16 protein-coding genes are annotated in these 20445 nt (G+C 72.5%); 13 read left to right on the forward strand and 3 right to left on the reverse strand.

Annotation, left to right across the window (positions count from 1 at the left end; genetic code table 11):
• Window positions 1–167 precede the first annotated feature (167 nt).
• The 10 genes from ACRAKF_RS27925 to ACRAKF_RS27970 all read left to right on the forward strand — a co-directional run bounded on the left by ACRAKF_RS27925 (window position 168) and on the right by ACRAKF_RS27970 (window position 16177).
• Window positions 168–2564, forward strand: coding sequence for an ATP/GTP-binding protein (locus ACRAKF_RS27925; RefSeq protein WP_447040291.1), 2397 nt, complete (start codon window positions 168–170; stop codon window positions 2562–2564).
• Between the two features lie 226 nt (window positions 2565–2790).
• The gene (locus ACRAKF_RS27930) at window positions 2791–4503 is read left to right on the forward strand and encodes a PucR family transcriptional regulator (protein ID WP_447040292.1); all 1713 of its coding nucleotides are present in this window, start codon (window positions 2791–2793) and stop codon (window positions 4501–4503) included.
• Between the two features lie 143 nt (window positions 4504–4646).
• Window positions 4647–6092, forward strand: coding sequence for an aldehyde dehydrogenase family protein (locus ACRAKF_RS27935; RefSeq protein WP_447040293.1), 1446 nt, complete (start codon window positions 4647–4649; stop codon window positions 6090–6092).
• Between the two features lie 227 nt (window positions 6093–6319).
• The gene (locus tag ACRAKF_RS27940) at window positions 6320–8257 is read left to right on the forward strand and encodes an acyl-CoA dehydrogenase family protein (RefSeq protein ID WP_447040294.1); all 1938 of its coding nucleotides are present in this window, start codon (window positions 6320–6322) and stop codon (window positions 8255–8257) included.
• Window positions 8258–8354: 97 nt separating this feature from the next.
• Entirely contained in the window at window positions 8355–9614 is a 1260-nt protein-coding gene (dxr, locus tag ACRAKF_RS27945) for a 1-deoxy-D-xylulose-5-phosphate reductoisomerase (protein WP_447040295.1), read from the forward strand.
• A complete protein-coding gene (locus ACRAKF_RS27950) occupies window positions 9611–10912 on the forward strand; it encodes a M50 family metallopeptidase (RefSeq protein ID WP_447040296.1) in 1302 nt (433 codons plus the stop codon). Before dxr ends, ACRAKF_RS27950 begins: the two co-directional genes overlap by 4 nt.
• Before the next feature lie 209 nt (window positions 10913–11121).
• Window positions 11122–12279: a flavodoxin-dependent (E)-4-hydroxy-3-methylbut-2-enyl-diphosphate synthase gene (ispG, locus tag ACRAKF_RS27955; RefSeq protein ID WP_447040297.1), complete on the forward strand. Its 1158-nt coding sequence runs from the start codon at window positions 11122–11124 to the stop codon at window positions 12277–12279.
• A 628-nt stretch (window positions 12280–12907) separates the two neighbouring features.
• Complete coding sequence (locus tag ACRAKF_RS27960; RefSeq protein WP_447040298.1) at window positions 12908–13756, forward strand: GNAT family N-acetyltransferase; 849 nt, start codon at window positions 12908–12910, stop codon at window positions 13754–13756.
• A 60-nt stretch (window positions 13757–13816) separates the two neighbouring features.
• On the forward strand, window positions 13817–14359 hold the full coding sequence (locus tag ACRAKF_RS27965; RefSeq protein ID WP_447040299.1) for a GNAT family N-acetyltransferase: 543 nt from the start codon (window positions 13817–13819) through the stop codon (window positions 14357–14359).
• Between the two features lie 123 nt (window positions 14360–14482).
• On the forward strand, window positions 14483–16177 hold the full coding sequence (locus ACRAKF_RS27970) for a proline--tRNA ligase (RefSeq protein WP_447040300.1): 1695 nt from the start codon (window positions 14483–14485) through the stop codon (window positions 16175–16177).
• A 95-nt stretch (window positions 16178–16272) separates the two neighbouring features.
• Here the strand turns inward: ACRAKF_RS27970 and ACRAKF_RS27975 are convergent, their stop codons facing one another.
• Genes ACRAKF_RS27975 through ACRAKF_RS27985 form a run of 3 tightly spaced genes read right to left on the reverse strand, consistent with a single transcriptional unit; the run spans window position 16273 to window position 18261 of the window.
• Window positions 16273–17172, reverse strand: coding sequence for an aminoglycoside phosphotransferase family protein (locus ACRAKF_RS27975; RefSeq protein WP_447040301.1), 900 nt, complete (start codon window positions 17170–17172; stop codon window positions 16273–16275).
• 28 nt (window positions 17173–17200) lie between these two features.
• The gene (locus ACRAKF_RS27980) at window positions 17201–17704 is read right to left on the reverse strand and encodes a ferritin-like domain-containing protein (protein WP_447040302.1); all 504 of its coding nucleotides are present in this window, start codon (window positions 17702–17704) and stop codon (window positions 17201–17203) included.
• A complete protein-coding gene (locus ACRAKF_RS27985; RefSeq protein WP_447040303.1) occupies window positions 17701–18261 on the reverse strand; it encodes a hypothetical protein in 561 nt (186 codons plus the stop codon). The genes ACRAKF_RS27980 and ACRAKF_RS27985 overlap by 4 nt, the downstream gene beginning before the upstream one ends.
• Window positions 18262–18488: 227 nt before the next feature.
• On the opposite strand from ACRAKF_RS27985, the gene rimP reads away from it, so the two are divergent.
• The 3 genes from rimP to ACRAKF_RS28000 all read left to right on the forward strand — a co-directional run bounded on the left by rimP (window position 18489) and on the right by ACRAKF_RS28000 (window position 20425).
• Entirely contained in the window at window positions 18489–18986 is a 498-nt protein-coding gene (gene rimP / locus ACRAKF_RS27990; protein WP_447040304.1) for a ribosome maturation factor RimP, read from the forward strand.
• A gap of 2 nt (window positions 18987–18988) precedes the next feature.
• Window positions 18989–19978 carry a transcription termination factor NusA gene (gene nusA, locus ACRAKF_RS27995; RefSeq protein ID WP_447040305.1) on the forward strand — a complete coding sequence of 330 codons (990 nt, stop codon included), beginning with the start codon at window positions 18989–18991 and terminating at the stop codon, window positions 19976–19978.
• Window positions 19979–20134: 156 nt separating this feature from the next.
• Entirely contained in the window at window positions 20135–20425 is a 291-nt protein-coding gene (locus ACRAKF_RS28000) for a DUF448 domain-containing protein (RefSeq protein ID WP_447040306.1), read from the forward strand.
• The last annotated feature ends 20 nt before the right edge of the window (window positions 20426–20445 follow it).

Below are 20445 nucleotides of genomic sequence, written 5' to 3' on the forward strand. Positions count from 1 at the left end.
GTCATGCTCCATCGGGGTGGGATTGTGCCGTGCCGTTGTCCGACTTGGACACATACCGGTGCCCGGGGGTCCGCGCGGACCGGCCGCGTAACGGTGAACTCCCCCCGCGCGGGCACTAGATTGAGCCCGGATCGACGGACGGACCGGCAGGTCAGGGGGCAAGGGCCATGGACACCGAGGGCACTCACGGGGCACGCGACGGACAGCGGGCCGTACCGGCGCCGCGCCCTGCGTCACCTGCCGGCCCCGCCCCCGCCGCCCCGCCGCAGCCGAGGCAGCCGGGGGAGCTGCCCGGAGCCGAGCGCTCCGCCGCCATGGCGGAGTGGCTCTCGGCACCCCGCCCCAAGGTCGCGCCGGGCCTCTGGCGCAAGGACTACCGGCCCCCGGAGCCGGGACGGGACGCCGAGAGCGGCGACCAGCGGCGCGTCGTGGGACTGGTCATCTCCACCTTCCTCGGCCTGCTGTTCTGGTCGCTGTGGCGGCAGGGCGGCGTCCCCTACCAGTGGGTGCCGCTGAGGCTGTTCACGCCGGGGGAGTGGTACTGGTCCGGAAGCATGCAGGCCAAGCAGTGGCAGGGCGACGAGGCCAAGATCGTCTACAACGGAGTGGTCTTCGGCGTGCTCGTCTACACCGTCGGCAGGCTCGGCGCCTGGCCCGACACGATCCGCCACTTCGTGATGCGGCGCCCGCAGCCCTCCCGTGCCGTGCTCGCCTCCGTCGCGGCCGTCGGCGCCCTGCTCTTCGTCTGGCCGAGCGCCCTCGGCCTCGACTGGCGCCCGCTGCCCGTGGCCGATCCCGTCTTCTCCCTGGTCGCCCTCGTCGCCGGCCTCGACGTCTTCACCTCGCCCGTGGTCACCGACGCCCTCTACGCGGTCATCACGGCCGCCGTCCTGTGGCCCTTCGCCCACATCGGCGGCTGGTGGCAGGCGGTCCGCGACGTCAGGGCCGCGGTCGGCAGGCGCCCCGCGCCGCCCCCGCCCCGCCCCGCCGCCGCACCCCCCCGCGCCCACTGGCCCGAGCTGCGCGCGGCCGGCCACCACAAGGCCGCCGACCTGCTCTCCGCCGAGCTGGTCAGCGGGCGCATGAACGACGTCGACTGCGCCCGGGTGGGCCACGCCTGGCGCACGGCCGCCACCGACCCGGCAGGGCTCGCCGGATTCGTCGACACGGTCGCCCGGCACGGCGCCGCCGCCTGGACGCACCCCTCGGGCCAGCGCGACCTGCCCGCGCGCACCGCCACGCACGACCTCCTCGTCGGCCAGGTCAGGATCGGCCGCTTCGCGCAGGACCAGCGCAACCCGTACGAGGTGCGCAACGCCCACGCCGCCCTCGAACCCGACGTGCTCGGCACCTCACTGCTCGCCGTGGGCCCGCCCGGCGCGGGCAAGACCGGCAGGCTCATGCGGCCCGTCGCCGAGTCCCTCGCCCTCGGGGCGCTCACCGGGCAGTGCGCGGTCGTCGCGGTGTGCGCGGCCGGCACCGACCTCGGCAGCGACGACTCCTACGACGTCGTGGTCAAGCCCGGCGATCCCACGTCCGTGCACGACATCGACCTGTACGCGGACTGCGCCGACGCCGACGAGGCGGCCGCCTTCCTCGCCGAGGGCCTGGTCGGCGACCTCGACGCCGTCGGCACCCAGCGCGCCGCCACCGCACTGGCCCAGCTCCTCGGCCCCTACCGCGCCCTGCACGGCCGCTTCCCCTCCGTCCCCGTGCTGCGCGAACTGCTCGAAGGCGACCCGGCCGGACTCGCCGCCCTCCAGGCGGGCCTCGCCGCGGGCGAGCACTCGGCCATGCGCCGCGAACTCGACGCCCGCGTCCGCCAGTCCCACACCCCGGGCGACCCCGGGCCCGCCCTCGCCGACCGCCTCGCCCTGCTCGACCGGCCCGCCTTCGCCGACTTCTTCGACCCCGACGGCGAGGGGCGTCCCTTCTCGATGCGGGCCGTCGTCCACCACCCGCTGCGGGTCCGCGTCGACCTGCCCGAGCACGGACACGAAGAGGCGGCACGGCTGCTCGCGCGGCTGCTGCTCGCCCAGTTCGGGTACGTCGTGCGCGGCCGCCCCCGGCGGCCGCACTTCGCCTGCCTGATCCTCGACGACGCGGCCCGCACCGTCACCACCGAGAGCGTCCGTGCCATCCAGCGCCTGCGGTCGCTGAACGCGGGCGTCGTCCTCGGCCTGCGCACCATCGGCGAGGTGCCGGAGCAGCTCCAGGGACCGCTGTACGCGGCGGTCGGCTGCCGGATGGCGTTCTCCGGGGTGACGACCTGGGACGGGCGGCGGTTCACCGAGGCGTGGGGCACCGAGTGGATCGAGACCAAGGAGGTCGCCCAGCACACCGTCTTCGCCGACCAGGCGATGACCCGGGCACTGCACTCGCTGCGCAAGCTGGTCACCGGCAAGGCCGTGACGACCGACGCCGTCACCGTCCGCAAGGTCGAGCGCGAACGCTGGTCCGCCTCCGACCTCGCCCACTCCCTGCCCCCGGGCCACGCCGTGCTCTCGCTGACCACGGTCCGCGGCGAGCACGCGCCGCCGCTCCTGGTCGACCTGCGGGGGTAGTTCCGGGGAACATCGCGGGGCGTGTTCGGTGGAGCGAACGGTTACGCGGATTTGTGGTGTGTCCATACCGTACGGTGAGGCAGAATCGGCACAGGTCGTTCATACGGACCGGCCAAAAGATCCACATCCCGGCGCCCCCACGACCGGCACCGAGCACCGGCCCCGGCCCCGGGGCCGCCGGGAAGCCCGACCCGCCCCGTCCCGCTGCCGCAGACCTGAAGGTCCCATGCCGCCCACGCTCGCCTCGCTCGTCCACCACTCCGCGCTCAAGCTGACCGTGCGCGCCGGCGGGGACCGCCTGGACACCCCCGTGCGCTGGGCGCACGCCAGCGAGCTCGCCGACCCCGTGCCCTACATGGAGGGCGGCGAACTGCTCCTGATCACCGCGCTCAAACTGGACGCGGAGGACCCGGCCACCATGCGGCGCTACGTGAAGCGGCTCGCCGGCGCCGGAGTCGTCGGCCTCGGCTTCGCCGTCGGCGTCCACTACCCCGACATCCCGAAGGCGCTGCTCGACGCGGCCACCGAGGCGGACCTGCCGCTCATCGAGGTGCCGCGCCGCACGCCGTTCCTCGCCATCAGCAAGGCCGTGTCCGCCGCCATCGCCGCCGAGCAGTACCGCGCGGTCACCGCCGGCTTCGCCGCCCAGCGCGAACTGACCAAGCAGGCGCTGAGCGACGGCCCCGAGGGACTGCTGCTCTCCCTCGCCGGACAGATCGACGGATGGGCGGCGCTGTACGACGCCTCGGGCACCGTCGTCGCCACCGCACCGGAGTGGGCCTCCCGCAGGGCCGCCCGCCTCACCGCCGACGTCGAACGCCTCCGGGAGCGGCCCGCCCCCGCCAGCGCGGTCGTCGGAGGCTCCGAGGACCGCGTGGAACTGCACTCCCTGGGCACCGGGCGCAGGCCGCGCGCCGCGCTCGCCGTCGGCACGGCCTCCACCCTCGGCACCGCCGAGCGGTACGCGGTGCACTCCGCCATCGCCCTGCTCACCCTGACCACGGAACGCTCCCGGTCGCTGCACGCCGCCGAGCAGCGGATCGGCGCGGCCGTGCTGCGGATGCTCCTCGCGGGCGAGCCCGACCACGCGCGCACGGTCGCGGGCGAGCTGTACGGAGGGCTCCTCGACGCGCCCTTCCGGCTCGTCGTCGCCGACGTGGCGTCCGCGTCGGCCGCGCGGGTGCGGGCCGGGGCGAGCGCCGGGAGCGGCGCCGAGCAGCGGCGCGAGGAGGCCGCGCGGGACGCCGGCGCGCCGGGCGAGGCCGCGGCTCTCGCGGTGCTGACCGACGCCTCATCGGCGGGCGGTGACCCCCTCGCCGCGCTCGTCGACGTCGTCGAGGCCGCGGCCGCCCGCTCCGGCGAGGCCCTGCTGGTCGTCCCGTACGGCGAGCGGATCGTGCTGCTCACCGTGGACGGCGGCGCGGGCGTACGGGCCTGCGCGGAGTACGCGGCGGCGCTGGAGGCCGGCCGCGGCACCGGGCGCGGGACCGCGGCGTCCGGCGAAGAGGAGGAGCTCGTCATGGGGCTCTCCGCGCCCGCCGGGCCGATCGCCGCGGCCACCGCGTACAAGCAGGCCGAACAGGCGCTGTCCGTCGCCCGGCGCCGGGGCCGCGCCCTGGTCGAGCACGAGGAGCTGGCCGCGGGCTCGGTCCTGCCCCTGCTCGCGGACGACGCGGTGCGGGCCTTCGCCGACGGCCTCCTGCGCGCGCTGCACGACCACGACGCGACGGGCCGCGGCGACCTCGTCGCCTCACTGCGGGCCTGGCTCTCCCGGCACGGCCAGTGGGACGCGGCGGCGGCCGACCTCGGCGTCCACCGGCACACCCTGCGGTACCGCATGCGCCGGGTCGAGGAGATCCTCGGCCGCTCCCTGGACGACCCGGACGTCCGCATGGAGCTGTGGCTGTCCCTGAAGGCGACGTCGACGCCGACGGACTGAGGCCGGGGCGGGCAGGCGGGCAGTACAAACCGGCGCGAGGCCCGATGCCAGTACTCCGCGTAGGACAAACGCCAGGTGAGGCCGCTGCCCCTACCGTGAGGGACGTACCCCAGACACACCTCCGCGGAAGGGCCGGGAATCACATGACTTCCATCCACGCCTTCTGGCTCGCCGGTCGCCAGACCACCGGCGAGACCACTCTCGACGTCACCTCGCCCTGGGACGGGCGGCTCGTCGCCAAGGCGGCCGTCCCGACCGACGCCCAGGTCGAGGAGGCCGTGGCCGCCGCGTACGCCGTGCGCGACGAGTTCGCCGCGACGCCGGCCCACGTCCGCGCCGCCGCCCTCGACCACGTGAGCCGCCGGCTCGTCGAGCGCACGGAGGAGATCGCCCAGCTCATCTCCGCCGAGAACGGCAAGCCCATCAAGTGGGCCCGCGGCGAGGTCGGCCGCGCCGTCTCCGTCTTCCGGTTCGCCGCGGAGGAGGCCCGCCGCTTCAACGGCGGCGAGGCCCAGCGCCTGGACACCGACGCCGGCGGCCAGGGCCGTCTCGCCCTGACCCGCCGCTTCCCCAAGGGCGTCGTCCTCGGCATCGCGCCGTTCAACTTCCCGCTGAACCTCTGCGCGCACAAGATCGCCCCGGCCATCGCCGTCGGCGCGCCGATCATCCTGAAGCCCGCCCCCGCGACCCCGCTCTCCGGTCTGGTCCTCGGCGAGCTGCTCGCCGAGACGGAGCTGCCCGCGGGATCCTGGTCGGTGCTGCCGGTGGCCAACGACAAGATGCCCGCCCTGGTGCAGGACGAGCGGCTGCCCGTCATCTCCTTCACCGGCTCCGACAAGGTCGGCTACGCGATCATGGACTCGGTGCCGCGCAAGCACTGCACCCTGGAGCTGGGCGGAAACGGCGCCGCCGTCGTCCTGTCCGACTTCTCCTCCGACGAGGACCTCGACTGGGCCGCCTCGCGCATCGCGACCTTCTCCAACTACCAGGGCGGCCAGTCCTGCATCTCGGTGCAGCGCGTCATCGCCGACGCGACCGTCTACGACCGGCTCGTCTCGCGCGTCGTCGACGCCGTCGGCGCCCAGGTCACCGGCGACCCCTCCGACCCCACGACCGACGTCGGCCCGCTGGTCAGCGAGGACGCCGCCAAGCGCGTGGAGTCCTGGGTCGACGAGGCCGTCGGGGCGGGTGCGCGGCTGCTGGCCGGCGGCAAGCGGGACGGCGCCACATACGCGCCGACCGTGCTCGCCGACGTGCCGGCCGACGTCACGATCGCCTGCGAGGAGGTCTTCGGCCCCGTCCTCACCCTCCGCAAGGTGGACGGCGAGGCCGAGGCGTTCGCCGCCGTCAACGACTCCAAGTACGGCCTCCAGGCGGGCGTGTTCACCCACGACCTCCAAGCCGCCTTCCGCGCGCACCGCGCCCTTGAGGTCGGCGGCGTGGTCATCGGCGACGCCCCGTCCTACCGCGCCGACCAGATGCCGTACGGCGGCGTGAAGCAGTCCGGCGTGGGCCGCGAGGGCGTCCGCTTCGCGATGGACGACTACACCTACGAGCGCGTCATGGTCCTCACGGGCCTCGCCCTGTAAGAACGCGCGACCAGCCTGTAAGAACCCACGACCAGCCCCGCGAGAACGCGGGACCAACGGCCGGAGCCCACTGTGCGGGGGCTCCGGCCGTTCCCGGTCCACCGCCTCCTGGACCCGCGCGGGGGCAGCGAACGCTGCGCGAGGACTGGTGGGACCGGGACGAATCGGGTAACAACGATCCAGTAGCACCAGTCAGTAACCCCACTCCGCGGCGAGGTGAGCTCCTCATGTCCGCACCATCCGCAAAGCCGTCAGTGAGCGAACGCGAGGCCCGGCAGGTCGCCGAGGCCGCCCGTGAGCAGGACTGGCGCAAGCCCAGCTTCGCCAAGGAACTCTTCCTCGGCCGCTTCCGGCTCGACCTGATCCACCCGCACCCGGTGCCGCCCGACGAGGACACCCGGCGCGGCGAGGAGTTCCTCACCAGGCTCCGCGACTTCTGCGAGACGAAGATCGACTCCGCCCGCATCGAACGCGAGGCGCGGATCCCCGACGAGGTCATCAAGGGCCTCAAGGAACTCGGCGCTCTCGGCATGAAGATCGACACGGAGTACGGCGGGCTCGGCCTCACCCAGGTCTACTACAACAAGGCCCTCGCGCTCGTCGGCTCAGCGAACCCCGCCGTCGGCGCGCTGCTCTCCGCGCATCAGTCGATCGGCGTACCGCAGCCGCTGAAGATCTTCGGCACCCCGGAGCAGAAGGACGCCTTCCTGCCCCGCTGCGCCCGCACCGACATCACGGCGTTCCTCCTCACCGAGCCGGACGTCGGCTCCGACCCGGCGCGCCTGGCCACCACCGCCGTCCCCGAGGGCGACGACTACATCCTCGACGGCGTGAAGCTGTGGACCACCAACGGCGTCGTCGCGGACCTCCTCGTCGTGATGGCGCGCGTGCCGAGGTCCGAGGGCCACAAGGGCGGCATCACCGCCTTCGTCGTGGAGGCGGCCTCCGAGGGCGTCACCGTCGAGAACCGCAACGCCTTCATGGGCCTGCGCGGCCTGGAGAACGGCGTGACCCGCTTCCACCGGGTACGGGTCCCCGCCGCCAACCGCATCGGACCCGAGGGCGCGGGCCTGAAGATCGCCCTGACCACCCTCAACACCGGGCGCCTCTCGCTGCCCGCCATGTGCGTCGGCGCGGGCAAGTGGTGCCTGAAGATCGCCCGCGAGTGGTCCGCCGCCCGTGAGCAGTGGGGCAAGCCCGTCGCCTTCCACGAGGCGGTCGGCGCGAAGATCTCCTTCATCGCGGCGACGACCTTCGCGCTCGAGGCGGTGCTCGACCTGTCCTCGCAGATGGCCGACGAGGACCGCAACGACATCCGCATCGAGGCCGCCCTCGCCAAGCTGTACGGCTCCGAGATGGCCTGCCTGATGGCCGACGAGCTGGTCCAGATCCGCGGCGGCCGCGGCTTCGAGACCGCCGAGTCCCTCGCGGCCCGCGGCGAACGCGCGGTCCCCGCCGAGCAGATCCTGCGTGACCTGCGCATCAACCGCATCTTCGAGGGCTCGACGGAGATCATGCACCTGCTGATCGCCCGCGAGGCCGTCGACGCCCACCTGAAGGTCGCCGGCGACCTCATCGACCCCGACAAGACGCTCTCCGACAAGGCACGGGCGGGCGCGCGGGCCGGCGGCTTCTACGCCCGCTGGCTGCCGAAACTGGTGGCAGGGCCCGGCCAACTCCCGCGCTCCTACGTGGAGTTCCACCCCGAGGGTCACGTGGACCTCTCCGGCCATCTGCGCTACGTGGAACGCGGCGCCCGCAAGCTGGCCCGCTCCACCTTCTACGCCATGTCCCGCTGGCAGGGAAAGATGGAGACCAAGCAGGGCTTCCTCGGCCGCGTCGTCGACATCGGCGCGGAACTCTTCGCGATGAGCGCGACCTGCGTGCGCGCCGAGCTCCTGCGCACCACCGAGGACCACGGCCGCGAGGCGTACCAGCTCGCCGACGCCTTCTGCCGGCAGTCCCGCGTCCGCGTCGAGGAACTCTTCGGCCGGCTGTGGACCAACACCGACGACCTGGACCGCAAGGTGGTCAAGGGCGTCCTCTCCGGGACGTACACCTGGCTCGAAGCGGGCGTCATCGACCCCTCCGGGGAAGGCCCGTGGATCGCCGAGGCCGCCCCGGGCCCCTCGAAACGGGACAACGTCCACCGCCCGATCCGCTGAGCACACGCCGCATGCGTCCGGGCCACGCGGAGCACCCCGTGCGCCCCTCGGGGCCCGCGGGGTCCGGGCGGAGCGGTCTTACGGCCACAATGGGGGGATGAGCGACAGCCCATTCCCCCTCGCGGACCCGCATCTCGTCTTCGACCCGGTCTCCGGCGAAGAACCCCGGGACATCGTCATCCTCGGCTCCACGGGATCGATCGGCACCCAGGCCATCGACCTCGTGCTGCGCAATCCCGACCGCTTCCGCGTCACCGCGCTGTCGGCGGCCGGCGGCCGGGTCGGCCTCCTCGCCGAGCAGGCGCGCCGGCTGCGGGTGCGGACCGTCGCGGTCGCCCGCGAGGACGCCGTCCCCGCGCTGCGCGAAGCGCTCCGGGGACAGTACGGGGCGGGGGAGCCGCTCCCCGAGATCCTGGCCGGACCGGACGCCGCCACGCGGATCGCCGCCTCCGACTGCCACACGGTCCTCAACGGCATCACCGGCTCCATCGGCCTCGCGCCGACGCTGGCCGCCCTGGAGGCGGGCCGCACCCTCGCGCTCGCCAACAAGGAATCCCTGATCGTCGGCGGCCCCCTGGTCAAGGCGGTCGCCGAGCCCGGCCAGATCATCCCGGTCGACTCCGAGCACGCGGCCCTCTTCCAGGCGCTCGCCGCGGGCACCCGGGCCGACGTCCGCAGACTCGTCGTCACCGCTTCCGGTGGCCCCTTCCGCGGACGTACGAAGGCCGACCTCGCCCACGTCACCCCCGAGGAGGCGCTCGCGCACCCCACGTGGGCCATGGGCCCGGTCATCACGGTCAACTCCGCCACGCTGGTCAACAAGGGCCTGGAGGTCATCGAGGCCCACCTCCTCTACGACATCCCCTTCGACCGCATCGAGGTCGTCGTACACCCCCAGTCGTACGTCCACTCCATGGTGGAGTTCACCGACGGCTCGACGCTCGCCCAGGCCACCCCGCCCGACATGAGCGGCCCCATCGCCATCGGCATCGGCTGGCCCGAGCGGGTGCCCGACGCGGCGCCCGCCTTCGACTGGACGAAGGCGTCGAGCTGGGAGTTCCACCCCCTGGACGATGACGCGTTCCCGTCGGTCGGGCTCGCCCGGCACGTGGGGGAACTCGCGGGCACGGCTCCCGCGGTGTTCAATGCCGCCAACGAGGAGTGCGTCGACGCCTTCCTGAAGGGCGAGCTGCCCTTCAACGGGATCATGGAGACGGTGACGAGGACCGTGGAGGAACACGGCACACCGCCGACGGGAACTTCCCTGACGGTCGCGGACGTCCTCGAGGCGGAGACCTGGGCGCGCGCCCGGGCACGCGAACTGGCAGCGAAGACGACCGCGGAGGCCCGTGCATGACGACACTGATGATGATTCTCGGGATAGTCGTCTTCGTGATCGGGTTGCTGTTCTCGATCGCCTGGCACGAGCTGGGGCACCTGTCGACCGCCAAGATGTTCGGCATCCGGGTCCCGCAGTACATGGTCGGCTTCGGCCCGACCCTCTTCTCCAGGAAGAAGGGCGACACCGAGTACGGCATCAAGGCCATCCCCCTCGGCGGCTACATCCGCATGATCGGAATGTTCCCGCCCGGCCCCGACGGCCGCATAGAGGCACGGTCGACGTCCCCCTGGCGAGGCATGATCGAGGACGCGCGCTCGGCGGCCTTCGAGGAGATCAAGCCGGGCGACGAGAGCCGCCTCTTCTACACGCGCAAGCCGTGGAAGCGCGTGATCGTGATGTTCGCGGGCCCCTTCATGAACCTGGTCCTCGCCGTGGCGATCTTCCTCGGCGTGATGATGACGTTCGGCATCAGCTCGCAGACGACCCAGGTCGGCAAGGTCTCCGACTGCGTCATCCAGCAGAGCGAGAACCGCTCCAAGTGCGAGAAGGGCGACACGGCGGCCCCCGCCAAGGCCGCGGGCCTCAAGGCGGGCGACAAGATCGTCGCCTTCCAGGGCAAGCCCGTCGACGAGTGGTCCACGCTCCAGACGAAGATCCGCGACACGATCGGCCCGGCCACGATCACCGTCGAGCGGGACGGCAAGAACGTGGACCTGCACGCCACCCTCATCCGCAACCAGGTCACCAAGACCGACGGTGACGGGGCCTACGTCGAGGGCAAGTACGTCTACGCCGGCTTCCTCGGCTTCACTCCCGCCACCGGCATCGTCCAGCAGTCCTTCGGCGACTCCGTGGACCGCATGGGCGACATGATGGAGAACGGCGTCGAGTCGCTCGTCGCCCTGCCCTCCAAGGTCCCCGACCTGTGGAACGCGGCCTTCGGCGACGGCGAGCGCAAGCAGGACTCCCCGATGGGCGTCGTGGGCGCGGCCCGCGTCGGCGGCGAGGTGTTCACCCTGGACATCCCGCCGGAGAACCAGATCGCGATGATGCTGTTCCTGGTGGCCGGCTTCAACCTCTCGCTCTTCCTCTTCAACATGCTGCCGCTGCTCCCGCTCGACGGCGGCCACATCGCGGGCGCCCTGTGGGAGTCCCTGCGCCGCAACGCGGCGAAGGTCCTGCGCCGCCCCGACCCGGGCCCCTTCGACGTGGCGAAGCTGATGCCGGTCGCCTACGTGGTGGCGGGAATCTTCATCTGCTTCACGATCCTGGTGCTCATCGCGGACGTGGTGAACCCCGTACGCATCTCCTGACGCCCGAGACGTCCCGCATCCCGCCACGGGGTTCGGAACGTCCGGGTTACGAGGAGTTTGCGGCGGCCCGGCGCTTTATGTGACGGGCCGCTCACTATTGAGTGGACATACCGACGGGGTGTGTCCGGGCGCCGCGGGGTGCCGTAATCTCGAAGCCTGGAGCCCGCCGATCTCGGGACCTTGATCCACACCTTGGGGATGCACGCCAGATGACTGCCGTTTCTCTCGGAATCCCGTCCGTTCCGACCAAGCTCGCCGACCGAAGGGTCAGCCGCAAGATCCAGGTCGGCACGGTCGCCGTGGGCGGGGATGCCCCGGTGTCGGTGCAGTCGATGACGACGACGCGGACGTCGGACATCGGTGCGACGTTGCAGCAGATCGCGGAGCTGACCGCCTCGGGCTGTCAGATCGTGCGGGTGGCGTGTCCGACGCAGGACGACGCGGACGCGCTGGCCACGATCGCCCGGAAGTCGCAGATCCCGGTGATCGCGGACATTCACTTCCAGCCGAAGTACGTGTTCGCGGCGATCGACGCCGGGTGTGCGGCGGTGCGGGTGAACCCGGGCAACATCAAGCAGTTCGACGACAAGGTCAAGGAGATCGCCAAGGCGGCCTCGGCCACGGGCACGCCGATCCGGATCGGCGTCAACGCCGGCTCCCTGGACGCGCGCCTCCTGAAGAAGTACGGCAAGGCGACCCCCGAGGCGCTGGTGGAATCCGCGCTGTGGGAGGCGTCGCTCTTCGAGGAGCACGGCTTCCGGGACATCAAGATCTCGGTCAAGCACAACGACCCGGTGGTGATGGTCAACGCCTACCGCCAGTTGGCGGCGGCGTGCGACTACCCCCTGCACCTGGGCGTGACGGAGGCGGGCCCGGCGTTCCAGGGCACGATCAAGTCGGCGGTGGCGTTCGGCGCGCTGCTCAGTGAGGGCATCGGTGACACGATCCGCGTCTCGCTGTCGGCTCCTCCGGTGGAGGAGATCAAGGTCGGCATCCAGATCCTGGAGTCGCTGAACCTGCGTCAGCGCCGCCTGGAGATCGTCTCCTGCCCCTCATGTGGACGTGCCCAGGTGGATGTCTACAAGCTGGCCGAGGAGGTCACGGCGGGCCTTGAGGGCATGGAGGTCCCGCTGCGGGTCGCGGTGATGGGCTGTGTGGTGAACGGCCCGGGCGAGGCCCGTGAGGCGGACCTGGGTGTGGCCTCGGGCAATGGCAAGGGGCAGATCTTCGTGAAGGGTGAGGTCATCAAGACCGTGCCGGAGTCGAAGATCGTGGAGACGCTGATCGACGAGGCGATGAAGATCGCGGAGCAGATGGAGAAGGACGGGGTGGCCTCCGGCGAGCCCACGATCTCGGTCGCGGGCTGAGAGTCTGTCCCTCCGCCTCCCCGGAGCGCCCCGGCGGCCACAAGGCCCCGGGGCGCTCGCGCGTCCGCGACACCGCGGACCACCCGGCAAGGCCGGCCGCGGCCTTCTCCACCGCGGCCTGCCCGCCCGCGGGGTGGGTACGTCGACCGTGTGCCGCCCGGTCGGTCTTCGGCACGGGCCTTACCCACCCGCCCGCCCGCTCGGCATGTCGACAGCGTGGCCGCTGGCCTGGGCCTCCGGCCCGGACTCTTCCCGCCCAGCCGCTCGCTCGGCACGTCGACAGCATGCCGCTCGCTTGCGCCTCCGCATGGAGCTCCCCCACCCATCCGCTCGCTTGGCACAGCGCCTCCCCACGGCACCGAAGAACCCGCCGGGTAAACGGACGGGCGGGTGGGAGACCCGCCGCGGAGCGGCGGAAGCGGAGCACGGGCGCGCATACGGGCAGGTTGGACCACGGGGGGAACGGGCGGGCGGAAGCCACGGCGCGGAGCGGCGAAAAGGGCCCCGCCCCCGCCAGGGGAGAGCCCCGGGCCCCGGGCCCCGCACGGGCAAAGGCGCCCCCCGCACAAGGCGCCCCCGCCAGGTACAGTGCGGAGAATCAGCAAACCGTATGGTGAGGCCCCCGCACGTGTTGACTCAGACCACCACCCGGGTCCTCGAACCGAGTGACCTCGACGCCGCGCTCGCCGTGCTCGACCGCGAGCCGGTCGCGAACGCCTTCGTGGCCGCCCGCGTCCAGGTGGCAGGCCTCGACCCCTGGCGCCTGGGCGGCGAGATGTGGGGCTGGTACGAGGACGGCATGCTGGCATCCCTGTGCTACGCGGGGGCGAACCTCGTGCCGATCTGCGCGACCCCGCGAGCCGTACGCGGCTTCGCCGACCGCGCCCGCAGGGCAGGCCGCCGCTGCTCCTCGATCGTGGGCCCCGCGGCCGCCACGGCCCAGCTCTGGCGGCTCCTGGAGCCGTCCTGGGGGCCCGCCCGCGAGATCCGTGCCCAGCAGCCGCTGATGGTCGCCGACCGGCTCCCGGACGACATCGTCCCCGACCCGTACGCCCGTCGCGTCCGCAAGGACGAGATGGAGTCGATCATGCCGGCGTGCGTGGCGATGTTCACCGAGGAGGTCGGCGTCTCGCCGCTGGCGGGCGACGGCGGTCTGCTCTACCAGGCGCGGATCGCCGAACTGGTCGGCGCGGGCCGGTCCTTCGCCCGCCTCGACGAGGACGGCAGGGTCGTCTTCAAGGCGGAGATCGGCGCCGTCACGCCCCACGCCTGCCAGGTGCAGGGCGTCTGGGTGGCCCCGGAGTACCGCGGCAGGGGCCTCGCGGCCCCCGGTATGGCCGCCGTCCTGCGGTACGCGCTGGCTGACGTGGCCCCCGTCGCCAGCCTGTACGTGAACGACTTCAACACGGCCGCCAGGGCCGCGTACCGCCGCGTCGGCTTCAGGGAAGTCGGCGCGTTCATGAGCGTCCTGTTCTGAGGGCCCCGGGGTCCGAGCGCCCCTGTTCAGAAGCGCGGCACCGCCAAGTAGGGTCGCTCCATGACTGACGACGTCGTGATCGGCCCCGTCGACCTCGCCGCGCGGGTGGACGAGGCCCTGCGCGTCCAGGCCCACGCCTTCGGCCTGAGCGACGACGAGGTGGCCGTACGAAGGCAGATCGTGCTGCGCCACCTGACGTACGCGGGAGCCCGCTCGTTCGGCGCGACCACCCCCGACGACCGCCTCGTCGGCTTCGTCTACGGCATGCCCAACAGCCGCGGCCACTGGTGGTCGACGGTCGTCGAGCCGTACCTGCGCGGCCAGGGCATCGACGACTGGCTGGACGACTCGTTCGTCATCACCGAGCTGCACGTCCACCCCGGCCACCAGAACCGGGGCATCGGCCGCGCGCTGATCACCACCATCACGGAGGGCGTCGCCGAGCCCCGCTCGATCCTCTCCGCGATCGACGTCGAGAGCCCCGCCCGCGGCCTCTACCGCTCCCTGGGGTACGTGGATCTCGCGCGCCGTGTCCTGTTCCCCAGCGCCCCCATGCCGTACGCCGTGATGGGCGCCACGCTGCCGCTGCCGAAGCGGTCCTGAGCCGGGCGGCGGCGAGAATGGATTTCCGCCCGCGCCCGCGCCCCGGCTAACCTCCTGGCATCACCTTCCCCCAGGTTCCCGGCTTCCCGGAGCAGGGGGGACCCCCATTTGCAGGAGTTCATCATGGCCCAGGTCCAGCGCATGTCCCGGTTGATGGTCAAGACACTGCGCGACGACCCCGCGGACGCGGAGACGCTCAACCACAAGCTGCTCGTCCGGGCCGGCTACGTCCGCAGGACCGCCGCGGGCATCTGGAGCTGGCTGCCGCTCGGCAAGAAGGTCTACGAGAACATCGCCCGCGTCGTACGCGAGGAGATGGACGCCATCGGCGGCCAGGAGGTGCTGCTCCCGGCGCTCCTGCCCAAGGAGCCCTACGAGGCGTCCGGCCGCTACGACGAGTACGGCGACCTGCTCTTCCGCCTCAAGGACCGCAAGGGCGCCGAGTACCTCCTCGGCCCCACCCACGAGGAGATCTTCACCCAGGTCGTCAAGGACCAGTGCTCGTCCTACAAGGACCTGCCGGTCATCCTCTACCAGATCCAGACGAAGTACCGCGACGAGGCCCGCCCGCGCGCCGGTGTGCTGCGCGGCCGTGAGTTCCAGATGAAGGACTCGTACTCCTTCGACACCACGGACGAGGGCCTCGCCGAGGCCTACGCGCTGCACCGCGGCGCGTACCAGAAGATCTTCGAGCGCCTGGGCCTCGACTACCGCATCGTGTCGGCGATCTCCGGTGCCATGGGTGGTTCGGCGTCCGAGGAGTTCCTGGCCCCCGCACCGGCCGGCGAGGACACCTTCGCGGACTGCCCGGCCTGTGACTACGCCGCCAACACCGAGGCCGTGACCTTCCCGCTCGCCCCGGTCGACGGCTCGGCGCACGGCCCGGCCGAGGAGCTGGACACCCCCGACACCCCGACCATCGAGACGCTGGCCGAGCACCTCGGCGTCCCGGCCTCCGCGACCCTGAAGAACCTGCTGGTCAAGATCGACGGTGAGATCGTGGCCGTCGGCGTCCCCGGCGACCGCGAGGTCGACCTCGGCAAGCTCGGCGAGCACCTGGCCCCGGCGGAGGTCGAGCTCGTCACCGCCGAGGACTTCGTGGGGCGCCCCGACCTGGTGCGCGGCTACGTCGGCCCGCAGGGCCTGGAGAAGGTCCGCTACATCGCCGACCCGCGCGTCGCGCCCGGCACGGCCTGGATCACGGGCGCCAACAAGCAGGACAAGCACGCCAAGAACGTCGTCTGCGGCCGTGACTTCGAGGTCGACCAGTACCTGGACGTCGTCGTGGTGGAGGAGGGCGACCCGTGCCCCTCCTGCGGCACCGGCCTGAAGCTGGACCGCGCCATCGAGATCGGCCACATCTTCCAGCTCGGCCGCAAGTACGCCGACACCTTCCAGCTCGACGTCCTCGGTCAGCAGGGCAAGCCGGTCCGCGTGACCATGGGCTCGTACGGCATCGGCGTCTCCCGCGCGGTGGCGGCGCTCGCCGAGCAGACCGCCGACGACAAGGGCCTGTGCTGGCCCAAGGAGGTCGCCCCCGCCGACGTCCACGTGGTCGCCGCGGGCAAGGCCCTCCAGACGGAGCTTGCCCTCGACGTCGCCGAGAAGCTCGGTGCCGCCGGTGCCCGCGTCCTGGTGGACGACCGGGCCGGGGTCTCCCCGGGCGTGAAGTTCACCGACGCCGAGCTGATCGGTGTCCCGCAGATCCTGGTCGCGGGCCGCCGCTCCGCCGAGGGCGTCGTGGAACTGAAGGACCGCCGCACGGGCGAGCGCGAGGAGCTCACCGTCGACGAGGCGATCGCCCGCCTCACGGCCTGACCGCAACCGCACGCGTAAGGGCGCACCCCCTCGAAGGGGGTGCGCCCTTACGCGCATGCCGAGCGGACGGTACGCGTATGCCGAGCGGCCGGCCGCTACAGCCAGCCCGCGAACTCAAGCAGCAGCTCCGCGTCCTGTCCGCGGCCGACGCGCCGCGCGCGGACCCCCGACTCCACCGCCCGGAACAGGGTCCACCCCCGCAGCCGCTCCTGATCCACTTCAAGGGACTCGGCCAGCTTCTTCACCCGCCGCCGTGTGATCGAGGCACCGGACGGCGAGGCGATCAGGTCCTCGACCCGGTCACGCACCAGCCGGGCCAGGTCGAAGGCGGGCTCACCGACCACCGGGTCGGGCCCCACGGCCAGCCACGGCACCCGGTCCCCCGCGAGGACCTTGCTCTGCCGGAAGGTGCCGTGCAGCAGCCGCGCCTCGGGCTCGGCGGCGAGCAGCTCCGCCCGCGCGGTGAGCGCCGCGTCGACCAGGGGCAGGACGTCGGCCTCCGCGGCCGCGGTGTCCCGCATCGCCTCGGCCTGCCGCCCCGTCCGCTCGGCGACCGTCTCGAAGCGGTGCCCGGCGGGCGGCGCGACCCACAGCCGCCGCAGCGTCCCCGCGGCCTCCAGGAGCGCCTTGGCCTCGGGCAGCGTCCGCACGGACACGTCACGGTGCAGCCGCTCGAGGAGTAGCGCCCCGTCCGCGCACTCGGGGTCGAGGAGCTTCGCGGCGCCGAGGCCGCCCCAGCTCGCCAGGGCCGCCCGCTCGCTCTCGGGCCGCGACCTGGGCGGCACCAGCTTGAGCACGGCGGGGGTGCCGTCGGCCCGCCGCACCAGCAGTACGAGGCTGCTGCGCCCGCCGGGTACATGGACCCGCTCGACGCTCAACCCGCGTGCGGCGACGGCCTGTTCCACCGCTTCGGGCAGCTTCTCCAGCCAGTCGTCGTCGTCCCGCGCCGTCTCGCCGAGTGCGGTGACCAGACGCTTCGGCGGTTCGAAAGCCATGCGCGAGTCGTTTCCTTCCACGAGGGGGTTACGCCTTGGGCGTCGCCGGAGCCGAGGAGCCGCCTTCGGCGGACCGCTCGGCGAGCCCAGGGAAGGCTACGCTCCCGCCGCGCCACCGCGCCGCCCGGACCGCCGCCTCCCGCAGCGCCTCGGCGGCGGTGCCCCGCAGGGTGCCCGAGGAGGCCCGTACGAGGTCGGAGTAGACCCCGGCGAGCCGGTCCTCGAGCTCGACGGCGAGCTTCTCGGCCGCCGCGGAGTCCGGCACGGGGAACGGCAGCGCGTACGCCGCGTCGGCGGCCTGCGGCTCGCCGCCGAGGTCCCGTACGGCACGCCGCAGGGCGTCCCGCCGCGCGCGGTGCGCGTCGTACCCCGTGCGCGCCTGGGACCTGCGCTTGCCGCCGATGCGGCCGCCGACGACCCCGTACCCGTACACCGCGGCGTGCTCGGCGGCGAGGGCGGCCTGTACGGCCTTGAGCTCGGCGTCCTTCGCCTCGGATCCCGCCGGCTTCGACCTGTCCTGCGTGCCGCTCACTTGTCGCCCTCCGTCAGCAGATATGCGTGGGCCGCTCCCGCGGCGGCCACCGAGGCGAGCAGCCTTGCCTGCTCGTCCGGGGCGTCGAGCAGGGCCTTGCCCCGCCGGTCGGCCAGCTCCCGCTCGGCCCTGGCGAGGCCGCGCACCGCCTCCTGGGGGTCCTGGGGGACCGACGGCGAGGGGCCGGCGGCGCCGGGAGCGGTCGCGGAGGAGGAGGCGGAGGCCGAGGACGAGGCGGAGGACGAGGGGGCCGGGGCGCGGCCGTCACGGAAGGCAGCCGTGTGCTGCTCCACCTCGGCCCGCAGGGGTTCGAGGCGCCCGGCGAGCGAGGGATGCGCGGCGAGCACGGCGTCGTAGCGCCCGAGCAGCTCCGTGCTCTCCTCGGCCGCGCGCGCCCGCAGGCGCCGTAGGGCGGAAAGGCGCTCGGCGGCGTCGGTGTCCGCGGCGTCCGAGCAGCCCGTGACCAGTGCCGCCGAGGCGACACCTGCGGCCCCGGTCAGCAGGCTTCTTCGGCGCGGGCCCGGTCGGGACGGGGAGGCGGTGGGATACGACGGCACGGCAGACATCCTCGGCAAGGAAGGCCATAAGGCGCGAGCGAGAAGGAAGGAATGGGCGCGGGCCCGGTGATCACCGTACCTGCGGCCGGTCTCCGCACACGTGAGCGGCTCGGACGGAAGCTTGCGCGACCCCCCGGGTTGGCGGTAACACCCCGCGGGACCGGATACCCTTTGACCAGACACGCGACGATCCCCACAACAGCACACGCGGCCGAGGAGTCACCCGGATGAGCACCACCCAGAGCGAGAGGCTGCGGCAACTACTGGAACCGCTCGTCACCTCGCAGGAACTGGATCTCGAAGAGATCGAAGTGGCCTCCGTCGGACGCAAGCGGGTGCTGAGAGTCGTCATCGACTCCGACGACGGCGTGGACCTGGATCAGATCGCGGAAGTGAGCCGCCTGATCTCCGCGAAGCTCGACGAGACCGACGCGATGGGCGAGGGGGAGTACGACCTGGAGGTCGGTTCCCCCGGCGCCGAGCGCGCGCTGACCGAGCGCCGCCACTACCTGCGTGCGGTGAACCGCCTGGTGAAGTTCCAGCTCACCGAGGGCGACGAGCTGACCGCCCGCATCCTCACCGTGGACGACGAGGGCATCGACCTGGAGGTGCCGGGCGTGAAGGGGCGCAAGCCCACCGCCCGCAGGATCGCCTTCGACGAGATCGACAAGGCGCGTGTGCAGGTCGAGTTCAACCGCAAGGACAAGAAGGAAGAGGAGGCGTAGCCGTGGACATCGACATGAGTGCCCTGCGGGGTCTGGTCCGGGAGAAGGAGATCTCCTTCGACCTGCTTGTCGGGGCGATCGAGTCGGCCCTCCTCATCGCCTACCACCGCACCGAAGGCAGCTTCCGCCGCGCTCGGGTGAAGCTGGACCGTGAGAGCGGCCATGTGACGGTATGGGCGACGGAGGACCCGGCGGACCTCGAAGAGGGCCAGGAGGCCAAGGAGTTCGACGACACCCCCTCCGACTTCGGCCGCATCGCCGCGACGACCGCCAAGCAGGTCATCCTCCAGCGTCTGCGCGACGCCCAGGACGACGCCACGCTCGGTGAGTACGCCGGGCGCGAGGGCGACATCGTCACCGGCGTGGTCCAGCAGGGCCGCGACCCGAAGAACGTCCTGGTCGACATCGGCAAGCTGGAGGCCATCCTGCCGGTGCAGGAGCAGGTCCCCGGCGAGGAGTACCCCCACGGGATGCGCCTTCGCAGCTACGTCGTCCGGGTGGCCAAGGGTGTCCGCGGCCCGTCCGTGACGCTGTCGCGCACCCACCCGAACCTGGTGAAGAAGCTCTTCGCGCTGGAGGTGCCCGAGATCGCCGACGGCTCCGTCGAGATCTCGGCCATCGCCCGCGAGGCGGGCCACCGCACCAAGATCGCCGTGCGGTCGACCCGCTCGGGTCTGAATGCCAAGGGCGCCTGCATCGGCCCGATGGGCAGCCGTGTGCGCAACGTCATGGCCGAGCTCAACGGCGAGAAGATCGACATCGTCGACTGGTCCGAGGACCCGGCGGACATGGTCGCCCACGCGCTCTCCCCGGCCCGCGTCAGCAAGGTCGAGATCGTCGACCTCGGTGCGCGCTCGGCCCGGGTCACCGTCCCGGACTACCAGCTCTCGCTCGCCATCGGCAAGGAGGGGCAGAACGCCCGTCTCGCCGCGCGGCTCACGGGCTGGCGCATCGACATCAGGCCCGACACCGAGCAGCCCGCGGACCAGTAGCGGACGCGCTCGGCGGCCGTCCCGGAGAGGGTTCCGGAGGGCGGCCGCGGGAATAATTCCGGGCGATCATCGCTTGGATCACGACAGTATGTGGCGAGTAGCCGTTCGATTTCTGCCCCGCAGGGGTGAGGTCGGTGCGGGGAGGTAGACTTAAGCGTGTCTGGCCGGACGCATACCCGCGCACGCCCTGAGCGCACCTGTGTGGGGTGCCGGGAGCGAGCGGCCCAGAGCGGTCTTCTGCGCATCGTGGAGAAAGAGGGCGCCTGCGTCCCCGATCCAAGCGGTACGCTGCCCGGCCGGGGTGCCTATGTGCACCCCGCCCTGGTCTGTCTGGATCTGGCGGTCCGCCGCCGGGCGTTTCCCCGGGCCTTCCGAGTCCGGGGCCCGCTCGACACCGAGGCCTTGCGCCGAGCGGTCGAGACAGTTGCCCAGCAGGCAACAAGGTAAGGAAGGTCGCACGGAACCCC

Source organism: Streptomyces sp. DSM 118878 (assembly GCF_052936595.1).

Excerpts from the sequence above, each read along its gene's own strand:
- ACRAKF_RS27925 (WP_447040291.1), top strand. The coding sequence starts at position 168 with ATGGACACCGAGGGCACTCACGGGGCACGCGACGGACAGCGGGCCGTA.
- ACRAKF_RS27930 (WP_447040292.1), top strand. The coding sequence starts at position 2,791 with ATGCCGCCCACGCTCGCCTCGCTCGTCCACCACTCCGCGCTCAAGCTG.
- ACRAKF_RS27935 (WP_447040293.1), top strand. The coding sequence starts at position 4,647 with ATGACTTCCATCCACGCCTTCTGGCTCGCCGGTCGCCAGACCACCGGC.
- ACRAKF_RS27940 (WP_447040294.1), top strand. The coding sequence starts at position 6,320 with ATGTCCGCACCATCCGCAAAGCCGTCAGTGAGCGAACGCGAGGCCCGG.
- dxr (WP_447040295.1), top strand. The coding sequence starts at position 8,355 with ATGAGCGACAGCCCATTCCCCCTCGCGGACCCGCATCTCGTCTTCGAC.
- ACRAKF_RS27950 (WP_447040296.1), top strand. The coding sequence starts at position 9,611 with ATGACGACACTGATGATGATTCTCGGGATAGTCGTCTTCGTGATCGGG.
- ispG (WP_447040297.1), top strand. The coding sequence starts at position 11,122 with ATGACTGCCGTTTCTCTCGGAATCCCGTCCGTTCCGACCAAGCTCGCC.
- ACRAKF_RS27965 (WP_447040299.1), top strand. The coding sequence starts at position 13,817 with ATGACTGACGACGTCGTGATCGGCCCCGTCGACCTCGCCGCGCGGGTG.
- ACRAKF_RS27970 (WP_447040300.1), top strand. The coding sequence starts at position 14,483 with ATGGCCCAGGTCCAGCGCATGTCCCGGTTGATGGTCAAGACACTGCGC.
- ACRAKF_RS27975 (WP_447040301.1), bottom strand. The coding sequence starts at position 17,172 with ATGGCTTTCGAACCGCCGAAGCGTCTGGTCACCGCACTCGGCGAGACG.
- rimP (WP_447040304.1), top strand. The coding sequence starts at position 18,489 with ATGAGCACCACCCAGAGCGAGAGGCTGCGGCAACTACTGGAACCGCTC.